The 16,819-nt window shown below is 61.8% G+C and carries 19 protein-coding genes; 11 read left to right on the top strand and 8 right to left on the bottom strand.

Going from position 1 to position 16,819, the window contains the following annotated elements:
* Positions 1 to 10 precede the first annotated feature (10 nt).
* Together ACYQ3S_RS09765 and ribH are read left to right on the top strand one after the other, a co-directional pair.
* Positions 11 to 1,219 carry a bifunctional 3,4-dihydroxy-2-butanone-4-phosphate synthase/GTP cyclohydrolase II gene (locus tag ACYQ3S_RS09765; RefSeq protein WP_459688800.1) on the top strand — a complete coding sequence of 403 codons (1,209 nt, stop codon included), beginning with the start codon at positions 11 to 13 and terminating at the stop codon, positions 1,217 to 1,219.
* 19 nt (positions 1,220 to 1,238) lie between these two features.
* Positions 1,239 to 1,703, top strand: a complete 465-nt coding sequence (gene ribH / locus ACYQ3S_RS09760; RefSeq protein WP_459688798.1) for a 6,7-dimethyl-8-ribityllumazine synthase — start codon at positions 1,239 to 1,241, stop codon at positions 1,701 to 1,703.
* Between the two features lie 44 nt (positions 1,704 to 1,747).
* On the opposite strand, the gene ACYQ3S_RS09755 is transcribed toward ribH, so the two are convergent.
* Both ACYQ3S_RS09755 and ACYQ3S_RS09750 read right to left on the bottom strand, forming a co-directional pair.
* Positions 1,748 to 2,338: a dipicolinate synthase subunit B gene (locus ACYQ3S_RS09755; protein ID WP_459688797.1), complete on the bottom strand. Its 591-nt coding sequence runs from the start codon at positions 2,336 to 2,338 to the stop codon at positions 1,748 to 1,750.
* Complete coding sequence (locus ACYQ3S_RS09750; RefSeq protein ID WP_459688796.1) at positions 2,335 to 2,787, bottom strand: NAD(P)-dependent oxidoreductase; 453 nt, start codon at positions 2,785 to 2,787, stop codon at positions 2,335 to 2,337. The genes ACYQ3S_RS09755 and ACYQ3S_RS09750 overlap by 4 nt, the downstream gene beginning before the upstream one ends.
* 109 nt (positions 2,788 to 2,896) lie before the next feature.
* Here ACYQ3S_RS09750 and ACYQ3S_RS09745 point away from each other — a divergent pair, with 109 nt between their 5' ends.
* From ACYQ3S_RS09745 to ACYQ3S_RS09730, 4 genes are all read left to right on the top strand, one after another.
* Complete coding sequence (locus tag ACYQ3S_RS09745) at positions 2,897 to 3,037, top strand: hypothetical protein (RefSeq protein ID WP_459688794.1); 141 nt, start codon at positions 2,897 to 2,899, stop codon at positions 3,035 to 3,037.
* Positions 3,034 to 4,644 (top strand): recombinase family protein, encoded by a 1,611-nt coding sequence (locus tag ACYQ3S_RS09740; protein ID WP_459688792.1) that lies wholly within the window; start codon positions 3,034 to 3,036, stop codon positions 4,642 to 4,644. Before ACYQ3S_RS09745 ends, ACYQ3S_RS09740 begins: the two co-directional genes overlap by 4 nt.
* 225 nt (positions 4,645 to 4,869) lie before the next feature.
* The gene (locus ACYQ3S_RS09735; protein ID WP_459688791.1) at positions 4,870 to 5,628 is read left to right on the top strand and encodes a sporulation initiation factor Spo0A C-terminal domain-containing protein; all 759 of its coding nucleotides are present in this window, start codon (positions 4,870 to 4,872) and stop codon (positions 5,626 to 5,628) included.
* 113 nt (positions 5,629 to 5,741) lie between these two features.
* Entirely contained in the window at positions 5,742 to 6,644 is a 903-nt protein-coding gene (locus tag ACYQ3S_RS09730) for a YitT family protein (protein ID WP_459688789.1), read from the top strand.
* Here the strand turns inward: ACYQ3S_RS09730 and ACYQ3S_RS09725 are convergent.
* The 3 genes from ACYQ3S_RS09725 to ACYQ3S_RS09715 all read right to left on the bottom strand — a co-directional run bounded on the left by ACYQ3S_RS09725 (position 6,641) and on the right by ACYQ3S_RS09715 (position 9,324).
* Positions 6,641 to 7,126 carry a dipicolinate synthase subunit A N-terminal domain-containing protein gene (locus ACYQ3S_RS09725; RefSeq protein ID WP_459688788.1) on the bottom strand — a complete coding sequence of 162 codons (486 nt, stop codon included), beginning with the start codon at positions 7,124 to 7,126 and terminating at the stop codon, positions 6,641 to 6,643. The two genes, ACYQ3S_RS09730 and ACYQ3S_RS09725, sit on opposite strands and share 4 nt — an antisense overlap.
* Positions 7,127 to 7,227: 101 nt before the next feature.
* Positions 7,228 to 8,097 (bottom strand): DegV family protein, encoded by an 870-nt coding sequence (locus ACYQ3S_RS09720; RefSeq protein WP_459688787.1) that lies wholly within the window; start codon positions 8,095 to 8,097, stop codon positions 7,228 to 7,230.
* Positions 8,098 to 8,124: 27 nt separating this feature from the next.
* Positions 8,125 to 9,324: a M24 family metallopeptidase gene (locus ACYQ3S_RS09715; RefSeq protein WP_459688786.1), complete on the bottom strand. Its 1,200-nt coding sequence runs from the start codon at positions 9,322 to 9,324 to the stop codon at positions 8,125 to 8,127.
* A 314-nt stretch (positions 9,325 to 9,638) separates the two neighbouring features.
* Between ACYQ3S_RS09715 and cls the strand changes: the two genes are divergently transcribed.
* From cls to ACYQ3S_RS09700, 3 genes are read left to right on the top strand one after another with little or no spacing between them, the layout of a single operon-like run.
* Positions 9,639 to 11,165, top strand: a complete 1,527-nt coding sequence (gene cls / locus ACYQ3S_RS09710; protein ID WP_459688785.1) for a cardiolipin synthase — start codon at positions 9,639 to 9,641, stop codon at positions 11,163 to 11,165.
* Positions 11,166 to 11,194: 29 nt separating this feature from the next.
* Positions 11,195 to 11,956 (top strand): threonine/serine exporter family protein, encoded by a 762-nt coding sequence (locus ACYQ3S_RS09705; RefSeq protein WP_459688784.1) that lies wholly within the window; start codon positions 11,195 to 11,197, stop codon positions 11,954 to 11,956.
* Positions 11,953 to 12,411 (top strand): threonine/serine exporter family protein, encoded by a 459-nt coding sequence (locus ACYQ3S_RS09700; protein WP_459688783.1) that lies wholly within the window; start codon positions 11,953 to 11,955, stop codon positions 12,409 to 12,411. Before ACYQ3S_RS09705 ends, ACYQ3S_RS09700 begins: the two co-directional genes overlap by 4 nt.
* Positions 12,412 to 12,448: 37 nt before the next feature.
* Here ACYQ3S_RS09700 and ACYQ3S_RS09695 read toward each other — a convergent pair whose 3' ends face one another.
* Both ACYQ3S_RS09695 and ACYQ3S_RS09690 read right to left on the bottom strand, forming a co-directional pair.
* Positions 12,449 to 12,772: a permease prefix domain 1-containing protein gene (locus tag ACYQ3S_RS09695; RefSeq protein WP_459688782.1), complete on the bottom strand. Its 324-nt coding sequence runs from the start codon at positions 12,770 to 12,772 to the stop codon at positions 12,449 to 12,451.
* Positions 12,759 to 13,109 carry a PadR family transcriptional regulator gene (locus tag ACYQ3S_RS09690; protein WP_459688780.1) on the bottom strand — a complete coding sequence of 117 codons (351 nt, stop codon included), beginning with the start codon at positions 13,107 to 13,109 and terminating at the stop codon, positions 12,759 to 12,761. Before ACYQ3S_RS09690 ends, ACYQ3S_RS09695 begins: the two co-directional genes overlap by 14 nt.
* A gap of 156 nt (positions 13,110 to 13,265) precedes the next feature.
* Between ACYQ3S_RS09690 and ACYQ3S_RS09685 the strand changes: the two genes are divergently transcribed.
* Entirely contained in the window at positions 13,266 to 13,760 is a 495-nt protein-coding gene (locus tag ACYQ3S_RS09685) for a COG2426 family protein (RefSeq protein ID WP_054326866.1), read from the top strand.
* 50 nt (positions 13,761 to 13,810) lie between these two features.
* Here the strand turns inward: ACYQ3S_RS09685 and ACYQ3S_RS09680 are convergent, their stop codons facing one another.
* Positions 13,811 to 15,253, bottom strand: a complete 1,443-nt coding sequence (locus ACYQ3S_RS09680) for a nicotinate phosphoribosyltransferase (RefSeq protein ID WP_459688778.1) — start codon at positions 15,251 to 15,253, stop codon at positions 13,811 to 13,813.
* Positions 15,254 to 15,504: 251 nt separating this feature from the next.
* Here ACYQ3S_RS09680 and ACYQ3S_RS09675 point away from each other — a divergent pair, with 251 nt between their 5' ends.
* Positions 15,505 to 16,758, top strand: a complete 1,254-nt coding sequence (locus ACYQ3S_RS09675; protein WP_459688776.1) for an argininosuccinate synthase — start codon at positions 15,505 to 15,507, stop codon at positions 16,756 to 16,758.
* Positions 16,759 to 16,819: the final 61 nt, after the last annotated feature.

The following is a 16,819-nucleotide window of genomic DNA, read 5'->3' as shown; positions in this document are numbered from 1 at the left end:
AACCAGAATCATGCAGCAAAACTTTGCAACCATCGAACAGGCGCTTGACGAGCTGCGCGCCGGCCGGCTGATCATGGCGATCGACGATCCGGACCGCGAGAACGAGGGCGACCTGATCTGCGCGGCGGAATTTGCGACCACGGAGAACGTCAACTTTATGGCGACCCATGCCAAAGGGCTGATCTGCACGCCGATGAGCGCGGAAATCGCGGCGCGGCTCGGCTTTGAGCAGATGGTCAAGGTCAATACAGACAACCACCATACCGCGTTTACCGTTTCGGTCGATCATGTGGATACGTCGACCGGCATCTCCGCCGAGGAGCGCGGCCTGACCTGCCGCGCGTGTGCGGATACGGCCGCAGGGCCGGCGGATTTCCGGCGGCCGGGCCATGTATTCCCGCTGACCGCGCGCCGGGGCGGCGTGCTGACCCGCAACGGACACACCGAGGCAACGGTCGACCTGTGCCGCCTGGCGGGGCTGCAGGAGTGCGGCCTGTGCTGTGAAATCATGCGCGACGACGGCACCATGATGCGCACGACCGAGCTGCTCGAAAAGGCGCGCGAGTGGGGCGTTGCGGTCATTGCCATCCGCGACCTGCAGGATTACTGCCGCCGGCATGACAAGCATGTGGTGCGCGAGGCCAGTGCCAAGCTGCCGACACGCTTTGGGGAATTCCAGATCTACGGCTATGTCAACGACCTGACCGGCGAGCACCATGTTGCGCTCGTCAAAGGGGAGATCGGGGACGGGAAGAACCTGCTCTGCCGCGTCCATTCGGAATGCCTGACCGGCGACGTGTTCGGCTCGCGGCGGTGCGACTGCGGGCAGCAGCTTGCGGCCGCCATGCAGCAGATCGAAAAGGAGGGCCGCGGCGTGCTGCTTTATATGCGGCAGGAGGGCCGCGGCATCGGCCTGATTAACAAGCTCAAGGCCTATGAGCTGCAGGAGGCGGGCTGGGATACGGTGGAGGCCAACGTTAAGCTCGGCTTTGCGCCCGACCTGCGCGAATACTGGATCGGCGCGCAGATCCTGCAGGATCTCGGCGCGCGGGAGCTGCGCCTGCTGACCAACAATCCGGAAAAAATCTACGGGCTGGACGGGTTCGGCGTGGAGATCGTCGAGCGCGTGCCGATCGAGATTGCGCCGCAGGAGGACGACGCGTTTTACCTGCACACCAAAAAGATCAAGATGGGACATCTGTTCCAGAAAACCATATAAAAACAGGAGGAAAACCGAAATGAATGTACTGGAAGGCAAGCTTGTCGCGGGGAAAGGGAAATTTGCAATCGTCGCGGCGCGGTTCAATGAATTTATCGTCTCCAAGCTGATCGCGGGCGCGGAGGATACGCTGGTGCGGCATGGCGTGGATACGGACAATATCACGCTCGCCTGGGTGCCGGGCGCGTTTGAGATACCGCTCGCGGCGCAAAAGCTCGCGCAGAGCGGACAGTACTGCGCGGTCATCTGCCTGGGCGCGGTTATACGCGGCTCGACCACGCACTATGATTATGTGTGCAACGAGGTTTCCAAGGGCATCGCGCAGGTGGGCCTGCAGACCGGCGTACCCGTGCTGTTCGGCGTGGTTACGACCGAGAACATCGAGCAGGCCATCGAGCGTGCGGGGACCAAAGCGGGCAACAAGGGCGCGGACGCGGCGCTGGCGGCGCTGGAGCTTGCGGACCTGCTTCCGCAGCTGCGCTGACCCGCAGACAAGGAAAAGACCATCCGTTTCGGATGGTCTTTTCTTTACGCGTTTGCCGGACTGAGCAGCAGGGGCTGGAGCTGGCGTCCCTGCAGCGCGGCCTGGACGGTATCCGGAATACGCTCCATATCCGCCACAAGCGAGCGGGGTTTGGCGTCGGGCGCATCCTGACGGAAGGGGACAAAGTAATAATGGCGGCGGTTGAGCAGCGCGCCGATATTGGCGGCGCTGCCGGAAAGACCGTCGTTGGTGGATACCGCGAGCACAACCGGTTTGTCGCCGCGCAGATGGCTTTTCACCGCCATGACGACCGGCGTGTCGGTCACGCTGTGTGCAAGTTTGGCAAGCGTGTTGCCCGTGCAGGGCGCCACGACCAGTACGTCGAACAGGCCTTTGGGGCCGATCGGCTCCGCGCCCTGGATGGTATCGATCGGCTGGCGGCCGGTCAGGGCAAAGAGCCTGCCGCGCCACATGGCGGCGTCGCCGAAGCGGGTGTCGAGCTGGGCGGCGTGGAAGGACAGGATCGGCGTGACCTCGCAGCCCTGCCGCACAAGCGTCTGGATGACATCCATCACGCGCGCAAAGGTGCAGAACGAGCCGGTCAGGGCAAAGCCGATGCGGATCGGAGCGGTCATAATATGGATTCCTCCTGCAAAATGGTGAGTACCGTATCGTGGATGGCGCGCGCCGCGGACAGCGGCGCGACCCGTCCCGGGAGGGAAAGCGCGTGCAGCAGCCGGCAGCCGGCCGGCAGCTTCGCGTCCGCGGAGATGCCGCCGGGCAGGGAAGCCAGATCGATGACCAGGCAGCCGGCGGAAAGGCTGGACAGCTCCGCCGCGCCGAGCACCGGCGCGGGGACGGTGTTGAAAATAAGCTGGAACGCACCGAGCCGTCCGGCAAGGCTGCGGGTGTCGAGCGCGCGCATGCCATCGGCCTCGATCCTGGCGAAATCCCGCGGGGAACGGGCGGAAACCGTGACGGCGGCGTCCAGCGCGTGCAGCTTATGGGCGAGCAGCGCGCCGATACGCCCATACCCGATGACCAGGCAGGACGCGCCCTGCAGGGTATGCTCGGTCTGTTCCATAGCCAGCTGCAGGGCGCCTTCGCAGGTAGGTACATCGTTAGCGGTATAGGCTTTCGCAGGAATGACGGGGGATGCGGCGGCATATGCTGGCAGGGAGGAGGGAAACGGTATGCGGATGGAGGAAAAGGAGCGGGAGAACCTGTGCAGGGCGGTCAAGACGGGCCTGCTGAAAAAGCTGCGTGAAGCGGGACAGATCAGCGAGGCGCAGCTGGACCGCGCGCTGGATAAGCTGCGCGCAGGCGGACGGTGACCGGCGCAAAGCTTCGGGTCGCCGCGTACTGCCGCGTATCGACATCACAGGACGACCAGCGGAACTCCCTGGAAAACCAGCGCCGCTATTTCGCGGAGTATATCGGCAGCCAGCCGGACTGGGTGCTGGCGCGGGTGTATGCGGACGAAGGTCTGTCCGGCACCGCCGCGCGCAACCGGCCGGCCTTTCAGCAGATGCTGTCCGCCGCGGAGGCGGGGGAGATCGACCTGATCCTGACCAAGGAGGTGTCCCGCTTCGCCCGCAACACGGTGGATGCGCTGGCCTGCACGCGGCGGCTCCGGCGGTACGGGGTGGGCGTGGTGTTCATCAATGACGGGATCGATACCCGTCAGAACGACGGCGAGTTCCGTCTGACGATCATGGCGAGCGTGGCGCAGGAGGAAAGCCGCAAGACCTCGGAGCGGGTCAAATGGGGGCAAAGGCGCTCCATGGAGAAAGGCGTGGTGTTCGGGTGCAACAATATCTACGGCTTTTCCCTGCTCCACGGCAGGCTGGCGGTGAAAGAGGACGAGGCGGAGGTGATCCGGCTGGTGTACCGCAAATTTCTGAACGAGGGGAAAGGAACCTTTGTGATCGCGCGGGAGCTGTCCGAGTCGGGCGTCGAGCCGCCCCGCGCCAAAGGGAAGCCGTGGTCCTCCACGATGGTGCTGCGTCTGCTGCGGAATGAAAAATACTGCGGCGACCTGCTGCAGAAAAAGTCGTATACGCCGGATTTTCTGGATCACAAAAAGCAGGTCAATCGGGGGGAGGAGGAGCAGGTATACCTGCGCGACCACCACGCGCCGATCGTTCCGCGTGCGGTTTTCGAGCAGACGCAGCAGGAGCTTGCGCGCCGCGCACCGGCCGGCGCGCAGGGGCGGCGCTGCGCCCGCCGGTACTGGTGCTCGGGAAAGCTCATTTGCGCGGCCTGCGGCCGCCGCTTCGTTCCGCGCCGGCGGCGGCGCGCGGGGGGTGAGATATACCGGTATTGGGTGTGCGCCGCACGGGGAAGGCACGGCCCGCGGCATACCGATGGGCGGGAGAATCCTGCCGGCTGCGATATGCGGATGATGCCCCACCAGGCGCTTTGTACCTGCATGGACGTGGTGGTGGAGCGGCTGGAGCTGGACGCCGGACGGCTGATCCGCGAGACGGCCGAACTGGTGGAACAGGCGGAGGACAGCGGCGTGCCTGCGGCGCTGGAACGCCTGCGGGAGCGCAGGCAGCGCGTGCTGCAGCGGCGGGGGGACGCGCTGGACGCATGGCTGGGACACAGCATCACAAAAGAGGAGCTGGACAGCCTGCGTGCGCGTTATGACGCCGCGCTCGCGCGTCTGGACGGGCAGGAGCGGACGTTGGAGGCACAGCGGCAGGCGGCGCGCACAGGGGACGGCCGGACGGCGCTTCGGGCGTTCCTGGAAACCGAGTCGCTCCGGTGTGAAGCGGTGTACGGCGAACTTTTGGAGCAGATGCGCATTGGAGAGGGGGAAATTCTGGTGCGACTGCGGGGGCTGGCGGCGACGTTCCGGCTGCAATGTGCGCCGCCCAGGCGCGGAGCCGGCCTGCGGCCGGAGGACATACGCTGCACGCTGCTACCGGATACCTAATGCAAAAAAATAAGAGCGGGTTTCCGCCTTGCGGAGACCCGCTCTTTCTGTCCGCGCCGCCCTGCCGCGGACGGAAGTCAGGGAATAGTTTTGTCGATTTGTGTCGATATTTTGAGAAAAATAAATCTTTTTGGCACTTGAACCAATGGAAGAGATATGTAAAAATATAGAACAGAGAAATATAAGGCCGAAAAACAGGGAAGCGGCCATAGGAGAAGATCAAAGATGGCGGATGAAAAACAAAAGCTCCGCGTTTTGCTGGCCTGTGCGGACAGCGAGCTTTCCCGATATGTCGCGCGCCGTTTGCAGGAGAACGGGAAGCTCGAACTGGCCGGATGGACCGAGGATGGGTCGCGGGCGCTGGAGCTGTATCGCGATACGCGGCCCGGGCTGGTTGTGCTGGATACCGACCTGTTCCATGTGGATGGGCTGACAGTGGCTTCCCGCATTCGGGAGCAGGGCGGGAAAGAGACGATTCTTCTGCTCAGCGCGTTCCAAGGGGCGCAGGTGCTTGCCGAATGCAGCGTGCTGTCCATCGATTATATGATGCGCAAGCCGCTGAAGGAGGACGCGCTGTACGACCATATCCGGCTGTGGGCGGCAGGCATGGAGGAGCGGGAAAAGGAGTTATCCGAGGAAACCCGCTTCCGGAAGCGGGTGGACCAGGTGTTTGAGGCCTTTGACCTGCGCACCGAATCCAAGGGCTACGCCTATACGGTCGACGCGGTCTGCGCCTGCCGGCGGAAGAACAGCGGCCTGACCAAGGAGATCTATCCGGCGATCGCGCGCAAACGCGACACAACGCCGGCAAATGTGGAGCGGGACATCCGGTATACGGTCAAAAAGATCTGGAAAGACTGCGAGGCGTCCGTGCTGGAACGGTATTTTGGCGAGATGGCAGTCAGGATGCGGGGCAGGATCAGCAACGGACGCTTTATTAAGGCAATCCTGGACTATCTGAGCCGGCAGGACGAAGAGGGGTAACGCAAAAACAGACCGGTCCGGACGCACCTTTGCTTAACTTCCAGCGGCCGTTGTGGTATACTATACCTGCAGCGGGCCTGCTGCGCATTTTTTCAGTTAAGGTGGGGGCGCAAATGTCTGGAACGGAACAACAGGGAAAGCAGGGATTTTCGGAACGGGAGCAGTCCTGGGGGGAGCAGCTCAGGCGGCTGCTGCTGATTGTGGCGGCGTCCGTGGTGATGGCGGCCAACATAAAAAGCTTTGTGGACGCGGGCGGCCTGTTCCCCGGCGGCTTCAACGGGCTGACGCTGCTCATCCAGCGCAGCGCGCAGCAGTTTGCCGGTGTTTCTCTGCCGTTTACCGCGATCAACCTGTTGCTCAACGCGGTTCCGGCGGTGGTCAGCTTCCGGCTGATCGGGAAGCGCTTTACGCTGTATTCCTGCCTGATGATCGCGTTGACAAGCGTGCTGACCGACCTGATCCCTTCCATGCCGCTGACCAACGATGTGCTGCTGGTCTGCATTTTCGGCGGCATCGTCAACGGCCTGGCGATCAGCCTGTGCCTGTTGGGGCGCGCGACCAGCGGTGGGACGGACTTCATCTCCGTGGCGCTGAGCGAGCGGCTCGGTGTGGACGCGTGGAATTACATCTTTTTTGCCAACTGCGGGATGCTGGCCGTGGCCGGCCTGCTGTTCGGCTGGGATAAGGCGCTGTATTCGATCATTTTCCAGTTTGCCTCCACGCAGGTTGTGCATATGCTCGACCCGCGCTTTAAGCGGACCACGCTGTTCATCATTTCCGACAGGGCGCAGGAGGTATACGAACAGATCAAGGATACGACGCACCACGGGGCGACGCTGTTTCGCGGGACCGGCCTGTATAACGGCGAGGAGCGGGACATGCTGTATTCGGTCATCGCGGGCGACCAGGTCAAGCAGATCACCCGCGCTGTGCGCGATATCGATCCCCATGCGTTTATCAATATCCTGAAGACCGACCAGGTGGCGGGCAATTTTTACCGCAGGCCGCACGATTAAAACGGAAAAGCAGCCCCGGGCGCATCGCTGCGCCTGGGGCTGCTTTGCTGTTCACGGCGGCGAACCGGCCTATACCCAAAGGAAACAGGTACCGCGTTGCGTATCGCAAGCTCGTCGCGGGATAAGTAGTCCAGCAGACGCAGGTCGTTCTGCACGGCGCGGGCGTGTACCCAGAACGGGACCGAGCCGGCAAGGGCAAGCGTACCCGCCGGAATCGCGTCCAGGATATCCGTGAGCGGGTGCGGGGCGTTGGAGAGCGGAGCGTTGAGCTGGGCGTCGCCATGCTGGATGGGAAGCGGCAGGATCACCGCCTGTACGTCCGCAAAGCCGGCGCGGGGGTCGCTGACAGCGGCGCAGCCCTCGACGGGGCGCCGTTCAAGCGCATAGGTGCGCACCGTGTGGCCGTCGGCGCGCAGCAGGGAGGCCAGATAAGCCTGCCGTACGTCGCCGCCGACGACCGCAAGGGTCGCCGATTGATTCATAAGAAAAACCTCCTTCAGGGCAGTCTATGCCGGCGGGGGAGGCGTTGTTATCCCGCGCGGGGCAGGAAAAACGGCCTGTCCCGTGGGACAGGCCGCAGCGCTTATTCCGGTTTTCTGTCGCCGCCAAAGAAAAATACGGTCAGCACGCCCGGGCCGGTATGCGAGCCGATGACCGTGCCGATGTAGCGGATGTCCGAGCGGACGCCGTGCGCGTCGAGCAGCGCGGCAAGCTGGCGGGCGTCTTCCAGACAGTCGCCGTGGCAGATGCGCACAACCTGGTTCCGGTCGGTCATTTCGCGCAGCGTCCGTTCCGCAAGGTAGGCAATGGATTTCTGCCGGCCGCGGACCTTGCAGCCGACACCGAGCTTACCCGCATTGTCAACCCAGATGACCGGCTTGATGCCGAGCAGCCCGCCGACCACGGCCGAGGTCTTGCTCAGCCGCCCGCCGCGGTGCAGGTGGCCCAGGTCGTTGACCGTGATCAGATGGATCACATGCAGCCGCATCTGCTCCACCGCGGCGGCGGTCACCTCGATGGTGCATCCGCTGTCGCGCATTTCACGGGCTTTATCAACCAGCAGGTATTCGCCGCCGGTCGCGGAGAGGGAGTCGATGCAGATGATTTTGCGCGCGGGGAAAAGCGGGGCAAGCTCGTCGCGCGCCATGCAGCCCGCGTGGAACGTACCCGAAAGGCCGGAGGAAAAGCCGATATACAGCACGTCCTGCCCGGCTTCCAGCGCGGTGCGGAAAAGGGTCAGAAACGTTTCCAGCTTTGCCTGCGAGGTGACGGGCAGCTTCCCCTCCCGCAGCAGGTCGTAAAACTGGTGGAATGAAACGGTCTGCCCGCAGTCCTCCTCGATGGTGCGCCCGTCGATCGTAAAAGCGAGCGGCGCGCAGCCGATGTCGTTCTGTGAAAAGTAGGCGGCGGTCTCATCGATGGTCGAATCGGTGACAAGAGCGAATGGATACATAGCAGAACTCCTTGTTTTGCGGCCGGATCAGCCGTTGATTTCAAAGGGGGTGTCGCACGCGCCGGTCAGCGAGCGGGCGGGACCGTCGGAGACGACCTCGTAGGTGTTTTCGCAGCCGACCAGACCGATTCCCTCCAGGGCAATTTTGGGTTCGACCGCGAACGTCATGCCGGCGCGGATCGGCTCCTCGAAGCCCCTGGCGAGGACGGGCGACTCGTCCATGGTCAGGCCGATCGAGTGGCCCAGGAACTTGCAGCCGTTCATAAAGCCCGCGCGGAACGCGGGATCGACACAGGCGCACAGCTTACCATATACCTCGGCCGGCACCGCGCCCGGGCGCAGCATGGCGGCAGCCTCATGCTCAAGGAACACGCACTGTTCGCGCGCGGCGCGGATCCGGCCGCCCTGCGGATGCCTGGCGAGCGAGCCATAGAAAAACGAGATGCTTTTATCCGTATGGTAGCCGCGGAAACCGCTGGGAATGTCGAGCAGCACGACGTCGCCCTCGCGCAGACGCCGCTCGGAGGAGCCGATGGATTTCATGGCGATGCAGGTGCCGGCCGTGCCGGTGGGGCTGTCCAGGCCGCAGCCGGTCAGGCTGTTTTCGCTGAAGCTCGCCACGCCGAGCACATCGTCTGCAGCCGCCTGGTTGAAGCGGGAAATACCCATAGCGCCCCGTTCGAGCAGGACGGTGCCGACCTCGCTGCACAGCCGCGCTTCGCTGATGCCATCCCGCAGCAGGACGGGGGCGATCTCCTCCAGCGCGAAGCGGTGCAGGACGCCGGACTGGCGCATGCAGTCCAGCTCGTAGGCGCTTTTGACGGCCCGCAGGCCCGCAAGGACGCCGTCCACCGGCTGCGGCTGCGTAAAGGGCAGGTACTTCTGCAGCAGGGAGAGCTTCTGCAGCGTCATGGTGCGCGCGGCGACATAGACCCGATCGGGGATGGTGGGGAACGCCTCCGCAACCGCGCGGAAGCTGCCCAGCGGACGGATATCCGCAAAAGCGGATTCGCGTTTGGCACATTCGAACGAACGGCGGACGAACAGCACCGCCTGGTCGGGCGTGACGATGAGCGCGCCATCCTGCATGGTGCCGGTGAAGTAATAAAGATCGATCTTGTTGTCCAGAATGGTCATGGACCACGCGGGATCGTGCTGCGCCAATGCGGCGCGCAGTCGGGAAAGGCGGGCGTTCAGCTCGCCGGCAGGCACGGGAGTATGTGGCATTTGCGTTCCTTCCTTTGCTTATGTCGGTTCTGGGGGCGGGCCAGTGGCATGCCCTGCGGCGGCGCAGATACACGCATGGAAAAAGGCGGCTCGGCCGCTTTGCGGCGCTATTATGCCACAGCGGCCGGCGCTTTTTCGCCTGAAGCAGCCGCAAAGCGCCGCTGGTGGTATAATAATTAAAATCAATGTATAATAGCCGCTTTGCGGCTATTATACCATAGTTTTTCCGGCTGGGCAATGCGTGTGCATTGACTTTTGCGGAATGGTGCGATATGATGCTATACAGGAAAGTTTGTGGAGAAAGGAGTCGGGTTATGCGCAGAATTTTGGGACGGATCCTGGCGGACCGGCGCGTGGTCGGCGGACTGCTGCTGGTTGCGCAGCTGGTGATCGTCATGTACAGCGTGGGCTGGATGAGCGGGCGCTGGCTGTGGGCGCCGCGGATATTGACCGTGCTGAGCGTCATCATCGTGATCTGGCTTGTCCGTAAATATGATAACCCGACCTATAAGATCAGCTGGATCATCGTTATCCTGCTGCTGCCGCTGTTCGGCGGGCTGTTTTACCTGCTGTGGGGCAACACGCCGTTCAACCGCGCGCGCACCCAGCATAAGTACGAGCCGCAGCCGCCGGATTTCACTGAATACCGCCTGATGCCGGCGACCGAGGCGCTCGCACAGGAGGACCCGCGCCACGCGGCGCGCGCCCGCTATATCACTGCGCTGGACGGCATGCCGGCCTGGACCAACACCGAGGCGCATTATTTCCGCGTGGGCGAGGATATGTTCGCCTCCATGTGCGAGGAGCTGTGGCAGGCGCATAAATTCATTTTTCTGGAGTATTTTATCATTGAGGAAGGCATCATGTGGAATACCATCCTCGATATTCTGCAGGAAAAGGTGCGCGAGGGCGTGGATGTGCGTATTCTGTACGACGACGTGGGCTCGATCGCCACGCTGCCGCAGAACTACGACCGCTTCCTGGCTTCGCTCGGCATCCGCGCGGTGCGCTTTAACCGCTTTATCCCCACGCTCAACACCTACCTCAATTACCGCAACCACCGCAAAATGATGATAATAGACGGGAATGTGGGGTATATGGGCGGCATCAACCTGGCGGATGAATATATCAATGAGAAGGTGCGCTTCGGCCACTGGAAGGATACCGGCATCATGCTGCGGGGCGAAGGGACGGTCAACATGACCTCGCTGTTCCTGCAGATGTGGGAATATGTGACCGGCGAGCCGGTGCCGCCGCTCAACGCCTACCTGCCGACGATGAAAATGCCGGAGGACGGCTATGTCCAGCCGTTCGCGGATTCGCCGCTTGACGATTTGAACGTCGGTGAATCGACCTACCTGCAGATCATCCACAACGCGCGCAATTACGTCTATATCACGACCCCGTATCTGGTGCTGGATAACGAGATGATCACGGCGCTGACCATCGCGGCGCAGTCCGGCGTGGATGTGCGGATCCTGACGCCGGGGATTCCGGATAAAAAGCTGGTCTATATGATTACGCGGTCCTATTACCAGCAACTGCACCGCGCGGGCGTCAAGATCTATGAATACCGCCCGGGCTTCCTGCACGCGAAGTGCATCGTATCGGACGATGATACGGCGGTCGTCGGAACAATCAATATGGACTTCCGTTCCTTTTTCCTGCATTTTGAGTGCGCGACCTGCTTTTACAACAGCTCGGTCGTGCATGCGGTCAAGCAGGATATTCTGGAAACGATCAATGTGAGCCGGCGCATCGACGACGCCTGGCTGCATAAGGTACCCTGGCTGCGGTCGATCGCGGCCAGCGTGCTGCGGCTGTTTGCGCCGCTGTTGTGACCGGATGCCGGCAGAGTGAAGGGGATGAAATGGAACAACGGGAACAGGTTTTGTGCGCAATCCTTGACGCGGGCGAGTTGTTGCTGACTGCGGGGGCCGAGGTGGCGCGCGTGGAGGACACGATCCGCCGCATGGCACAGGCATATGGCTTCGGCAGGGTGGATGTGCTGACCATCACGGCCAGCATGATCGTCACGGCGCAGGCGGAGGACGGCGCGGTGCTGACGCAGACCCGCCGCATCCTGCGGCGGGAAACCGATATGCGGCGCATCGAGGCGGTGAACGCGCTTTCGCGCGCGGTCTGCGGCGCGCCGCTGCCGCTGGAGGAGCTGTGCGCGCGGGTGGAAGCGATCCGGACCATGCGGGACGATATGCCGTGGCGCATCCCGCTGGCGTATCTGGTCATTTCCGGCTCGTTCGCCGTGTTTTTCGGCGGTTCGGTGCGGGATGGTCTGGCGGCGATGCTGTGCAGCATGGTGCTGTACGCGATCGGGCGCATGGGGGCGCGTATTGCGTTACAGCCGCTGGTGCTGACCGTGTTGAGCGCGGCCGCGATGTGTCTGGCCGCGGTGATAACCGTGCAAGCCGGACTGGGGCAGGCATTGGATAAGATTATTATTGGCAACATTATGCTGCTGATACCGGGGATCGCGCTGGTCAATTCGCTGCGCGACATGATCGCGGGCGATACGATCAGCGGCCTGCTGGGGGCGTGCGAAGCGCTGCTGCGCGCAATTGCGATTGCGGCGGGCTGTGCGCTGGTGCTGCTGCAGCTGGGAGGTGCGGTATGACCGGGGAAATGGTGGTGCAGGTCGGCATGGCGGCCGTGGGTGCGCTGGGCTTCGGCCTGCTGTTCCATATTTCAGGAAGCCGGCTGGTGACTATCCTGCTCGGCGGCGCGGCAAACTGGGGGTTTTACCTGCTCGCCCTGTGGGCCTATGAGGACCGCGTCGCCGCGTTTTTTGCCGCCGCGCTCGCGACAGCCGCCCTGGCGGAGGTATTGGCGCGCCTGCTCAAAACGCCGGTCCTGACGCTGCTGGTGCCGATGCTCGTGCCGCTCGTCCCGGGCGGCGACCTGTATTATACCACGCTGGCGCTTGTCCAGGGGGATATGGCGGCGTTTGCGCAGTATGGCAGCCTGGTGCTGAAGGAGTCCGGCGCGATCTCGTTCGGGGTGATCCTGATCGCCTGTGCGGTGCAGACGCTGCTCAAGCTGCTCGCTCTGGCGCGGGAGAGAAGAATATGAAAAAAGCGTTCTGCACCGGCCGGTCGCAGAACGCTTTTCAAATTTGGAGCTGCAGCAGAAGATAGACCGCACAGGCGGCGATCGCCGCCCAAACCAGACCCGTGGCGATCAGGCAGCACAGGTAACGCGGCGGAAAGCGGGCGTGCCGCAGGCTGCGCCCGAGCGCGTCCGGATCGCCGAGCATGCGCACCGCCAGTTCGACCGCCTCCGCCTCGCTGAAGCCGCGGTCGTTTTGCAGGTATTCCACGCGCGTCAGCAGATGGTCGGTCAGCTCGCGCCGCACTCGTGCGCGGTAAGGCGGCCAAAGAAGATGGGCGCATACGCGGTCCAGGAACAGGCTGATGCGCTCATTTGGTGACACACGCCTCACCCCCGACCACCTTGCCGAAGCTTTTACAGAATTTTTCCCACTCGCGCCGGCACCGCGCGAGCGTTTTGACGCCCTGGCGGGTGAGCTGATAATACCGGCGCAGCCGCCCCGCCGTGGACTCCCGTTCGTAGGAGCGCACTTCGCCGCGCTCCTCCAGGCTGTGCAGGATGGGGTACAGGGTCCCCTCGTTCATGGAGAAGGTCTGGTCGGAACGGCATTCCAGCTCGCGGATGATCTGGTAGCCGTATTTGTCCGCGTCCTCCAGCATGGCGAGGACGAGCAGCGTATTGCTGCCGGGGAAAGGAGAGTCGCTTTTTCTGCGGGGCATGGAAACCGCCTCCCAATACCTTTTTTATCGATGTATCCACAGTATACATCCGGCGGCAGGGGCTGTCAAATGTAAAATTTTTTTAAGGTATTGCGCTTTTTCGGTTTTTAGGGTATCATAAGCAATAGTTTGCAGGCTTTGGAGGATGGAAAACCGATGTTTGATAGTTTGTTTCAATGGCTGCTCGGCGCCGGCCGCGAGCTGGCTGTTGTTATCATCTCCATGGTTCCGCTGGTGGAATTGCGCGGCGCGGTGCCTCTGGGCGTTATGGCGGCGGGCATGCCGTGGTACGAGGTGCTGCCGCTGGCCTATCTGGGCAACCTGCTCCCGATTCCGTTCGCGCTGTTTTTCGGGGAAAAGGTATTGGACTGGGTGGGGACGCTCAGGCCGTTTACCGGCTTCGTCACCCGCTACAAGGCGAAGCTGGAAAGCAAAAAGGATCAGGTTACCAAGTATGCGAGGATCGGCCTGTTCCTGTTCGTCGCGGTGCCGCTGCCCGGGACGGGCGCATGGTCGGGCGCGCTGATTGCGACGCTGCTCGAAATGCCAAAGGGGAAAGCGCTGCTCTCCATTGCGGGCGGCGTTGTGGCGGCAGGGCTTATCATGCTGGTTGCCTCCAATGGCGTGCTGGGCGTGGCGAGCCTGTTTTGAAAAAGAAAGCAAAGAGCCTCCCGTGAGGGAGGCTCTTTTTGCATTTCGGGTTAAATACGGCAGGATTCCAGCAGCTCGTGCTTGCAATCCCAAAGCCTGCGGGACAGATCGACGAAATAGGTCTGCGGGTTCTCAAAGCGCTTGATCTCTTCCCAGAGCGTGTCCAGCTCGGCAAGGCAGTAACTGCGGATGTCGCTGATCGCCGGATTCTGGTAAACGCATTTGCCGGCCTGGAACAGCTGTACGCGCAGCGGGCGCACGGTATAATCGGACACCACGCGCTGCTTCCAGGTATGGATGGGGTCGAACAGCACATAGGGGAGGGCGGCGTCGATGACCTCGTCATGGATCGTGATAACATCGCCCAGCGCCTTGCCGGTCGCTTTGTCAAACAGGCGGTATACCTGCTTGAAGTGCGGGGTCGTGATCTTTTCCACGTTTTCAGAAACCTTGATCTTGGGGACGATCTCTCCCTGCCCGTTTTCCACGGCCGCGAGCTTGTACACGCCGCCGAACACCGGCTCGGATTTGGAGGTAATCAGCCGCTCGCCAATGCCGAAGGAGTCGATCCGTGCGCCCTGCACCAGAAGGTCGCGCACCAGGTATTCGTCCAGCGAGTTGGAGGCCATGATCTGCATATCCGGAAAACCCGCCGCATCCAGCATTTTGCGCGCCTCAATCGAAAGGTAGGCGATGTCGCCCGAATCCAGACGGATGCCGCGCGGGCGGATCCCGTGCTCACTGACCATTTCCCGCGCCACACGGATCGCGTTCGGAACGCCGGATTTGAGGACGTTATAGGTATCGACCAGAAAGACGCAGTTGTCCGGATAAATGTCCGCATAGGCCTTGAACGCCTCGTATTCGTTGTCGAACATCTGCACCCAGGAATGCGCCATTGTGCCGCCCGCGGGGATCTTGTAATCCCGATCGGCCAGCACGCACGCCGTCCCCTGACAGCCGCCGATATAAGCGGCGCGCGCGCCATAGATCGCGCCGTCGTAGCCCTGCGCGCGGCGGGAGCCGAATTCGAGCACAGTGCGTCCCTGCGCGGCGCGGGTGATGCGGCTGGCCTTGGTAGCGATCAGCGTCTGATGGTTGATGGTGAGCAGGACCATGGTTTCCACGAACTGCGCCTGGATCATGGGACCGGCCACGGTGACAAGCGGCTCGCCGGGGAAAACCGGCGTACCCTCCGGCACGGCCCATACGTCGCACGCGAATTCGAATTCGCGCAGGTAATTGAGAAAGGATTCCGAGAAGCAGCCGCGGCGGCGCAGGTAGGCGATATCCTCCTCGGTGAAATGCAGGTTTTTGAAATAGTCGATCAGTTGTTCCACGCCCGCCATGATGGCGTAGCCGCCGCCGTCCGGCACGCGGCGGAAGAACATGTCGAAATACGCGCGGCGGTCGGCGATGCCTTTTTCAAAGTACCCGTTCGCCATTGTGAACTCGTAAAAGTCGGTCAGCATGGTCAGATTTTTTTCGGTCATTGCGAAAACGCCCCTTTGCGCATGGGTGTCATGCGCTTTTATTCAATCCGTGCATCTGTCTTGACACAGTGCATTTATAGTTATAATAGTACGTTTTTGCGCAAAGTGCAAGACTTTCTTTCGGAATATCGATTCATGATATGAATAAATATTCATTATATAAAATAATTATAAATTTTCCTTGCCAAATGCAGGGATAGGGGGTATAATGGAAAAGTCAAAAAAACGACGGATTACGGAGGTAAGCAGACATGGAAAAGAAATATAACAAGGTTGTACTGGCCTATTCGGGCGGTTTGGATACTTCGGTGCTGATTCCGTGGCTCAAGGAGCATTACGGCTGCGAGGTCATCGCGGTTTCCGGCAACGTGGGCCAGGGTACCGAGCTGGACGGGCTGGAGGAAAAGGCGCTCAAGACCGGCGCGTCCAAGCTGTACATCGAGGACCTGACCAAGGAATTCGTGGACGACTACATCATCCCCACCATGAAGGCGGGCGCGACCTATGAGCAGTACCTGCTCGGCACCTCGTTCGCGCGTCCGATCATCGCCAAGCGCATCGTTGAGATTGCGCTGCAGGAGGGCGCGGACGCAATCTGCCACGGCTGCACGGGCAAGGGCAACGACCAGGTGCGTTTCGAGCTGGCGATTCACGCGTTCGCCCCGCAGATGGACATTATCGCGCCGTGGCGCTTCTGGGAACTGAACAGCCGCGAGAAGGAGATCGCCTACGCGGAGGCGCATAACATCCCGCTCAAGATCAACAAGGAAACCAACTATTCCAAGGATAAGAACCTGTGGCACCTGAGCCATGAGGGCCTTGACCTTGAGCTGCCCTCCAACGAGGCGCCGATCAATAAGCCGGGCTTCCTCGAATTGGGCGTTTCTCCGGAGATGGCGCCCGATAAGCCGACCTACGTTACCATCCACTTTGAAAAGGGCGTACCCACCGCGGTGGACGGCGAGGAGCTGGATTCGGTCGCGATCATCGAAAAGCTCAACAAGCTCGGCGGCGAGAACGGCGTGGGCATCCTGGACATTGTGGAAAACCGTCTGGTCGGCATGAAGAGCCGCGGCGTATACGAGACGCCGGGCGGCGCGGTGCTGTACGCAGCGCACCAGAAGCTGGAGGAGATCACGCTCGACAAGGAGACCGCGCACTACAAGGCGCAGGTTGCGATGAAGTTCGGCGACCTGGTCTACAACGGCCAGTGGTACACCCCGCTGCGCAAGGCGCTTTCGGCGTTCGTCGATTCCACGCAGGAGACCGTCACCGGCGACGTCAAGCTCAAGCTGTACAAGGGCAATATCATTCCGGCGTCCGTCACCTCGCCGTACAGCCTGTACTCCGAGGATATGGCCACCTTTAATGAGGACGACTGCTACGACCAGGCGGATTCGGCCGGCTTCATCAACCTGTTCGGCCTGCCGCTTAAGGTGCGCGCGCTCAACGACCAAATGCTGTACAAAAAGACCGGCGAGCACTTCCCGTCGGTTGAAAAGTAAGAAAGGATATCGTGGGGCGGCATGTCCGAACGTGCCGCCCTGCGGGTGTTTTGTGAGGTAA

Source organism: Agathobaculum sp. TL06 (assembly GCF_054658635.1).
The sequence above is the reverse complement of the archived record's forward strand: the minus strand, read 5'-3'. Positions and strand labels throughout refer to the sequence as shown.

What these genes read in the sequence shown, in the direction of transcription:
- ACYQ3S_RS09765 (WP_459688800.1), top strand. Translation starts at nt 11, where the DNA reads ATGCAGCAAAACTTTGCAACCATCGAACAGGCGCTTGACGAGCTGCGC.
- ribH (WP_459688798.1), top strand. Translation starts at nt 1,239, where the DNA reads ATGAATGTACTGGAAGGCAAGCTTGTCGCGGGGAAAGGGAAATTTGCA.
- ACYQ3S_RS09755 (WP_459688797.1), bottom strand. Translation starts at nt 2,338, where the DNA reads ATGACCGCTCCGATCCGCATCGGCTTTGCCCTGACCGGCTCGTTCTGC.
- ACYQ3S_RS09750 (WP_459688796.1), bottom strand. Translation starts at nt 2,787, where the DNA reads ATGGAACAGACCGAGCATACCCTGCAGGGCGCGTCCTGCCTGGTCATC.
- ACYQ3S_RS09745 (WP_459688794.1), top strand. Translation starts at nt 2,897, where the DNA reads ATGCGGATGGAGGAAAAGGAGCGGGAGAACCTGTGCAGGGCGGTCAAG.
- ACYQ3S_RS09735 (WP_459688791.1), top strand. Translation starts at nt 4,870, where the DNA reads ATGGCGGATGAAAAACAAAAGCTCCGCGTTTTGCTGGCCTGTGCGGAC.
- ACYQ3S_RS09730 (WP_459688789.1), top strand. Translation starts at nt 5,742, where the DNA reads ATGTCTGGAACGGAACAACAGGGAAAGCAGGGATTTTCGGAACGGGAG.
- ACYQ3S_RS09725 (WP_459688788.1), bottom strand. Translation starts at nt 7,126, where the DNA reads ATGAATCAATCGGCGACCCTTGCGGTCGTCGGCGGCGACGTACGGCAG.
- ACYQ3S_RS09720 (WP_459688787.1), bottom strand. Translation starts at nt 8,097, where the DNA reads ATGTATCCATTCGCTCTTGTCACCGATTCGACCATCGATGAGACCGCC.
- ACYQ3S_RS09715 (WP_459688786.1), bottom strand. Translation starts at nt 9,324, where the DNA reads ATGCCACATACTCCCGTGCCTGCCGGCGAGCTGAACGCCCGCCTTTCC.
- cls (WP_459688785.1), top strand. Translation starts at nt 9,639, where the DNA reads ATGCGCAGAATTTTGGGACGGATCCTGGCGGACCGGCGCGTGGTCGGC.
- ACYQ3S_RS09705 (WP_459688784.1), top strand. Translation starts at nt 11,195, where the DNA reads ATGGAACAACGGGAACAGGTTTTGTGCGCAATCCTTGACGCGGGCGAG.
- ACYQ3S_RS09700 (WP_459688783.1), top strand. Translation starts at nt 11,953, where the DNA reads ATGACCGGGGAAATGGTGGTGCAGGTCGGCATGGCGGCCGTGGGTGCG.
- ACYQ3S_RS09690 (WP_459688780.1), bottom strand. Translation starts at nt 13,109, where the DNA reads ATGCCCCGCAGAAAAAGCGACTCTCCTTTCCCCGGCAGCAATACGCTG.
- ACYQ3S_RS09685 (WP_054326866.1), top strand. Translation starts at nt 13,266, where the DNA reads ATGTTTGATAGTTTGTTTCAATGGCTGCTCGGCGCCGGCCGCGAGCTG.
- ACYQ3S_RS09680 (WP_459688778.1), bottom strand. Translation starts at nt 15,253, where the DNA reads ATGACCGAAAAAAATCTGACCATGCTGACCGACTTTTACGAGTTCACA.
- ACYQ3S_RS09675 (WP_459688776.1), top strand. Translation starts at nt 15,505, where the DNA reads ATGGAAAAGAAATATAACAAGGTTGTACTGGCCTATTCGGGCGGTTTG.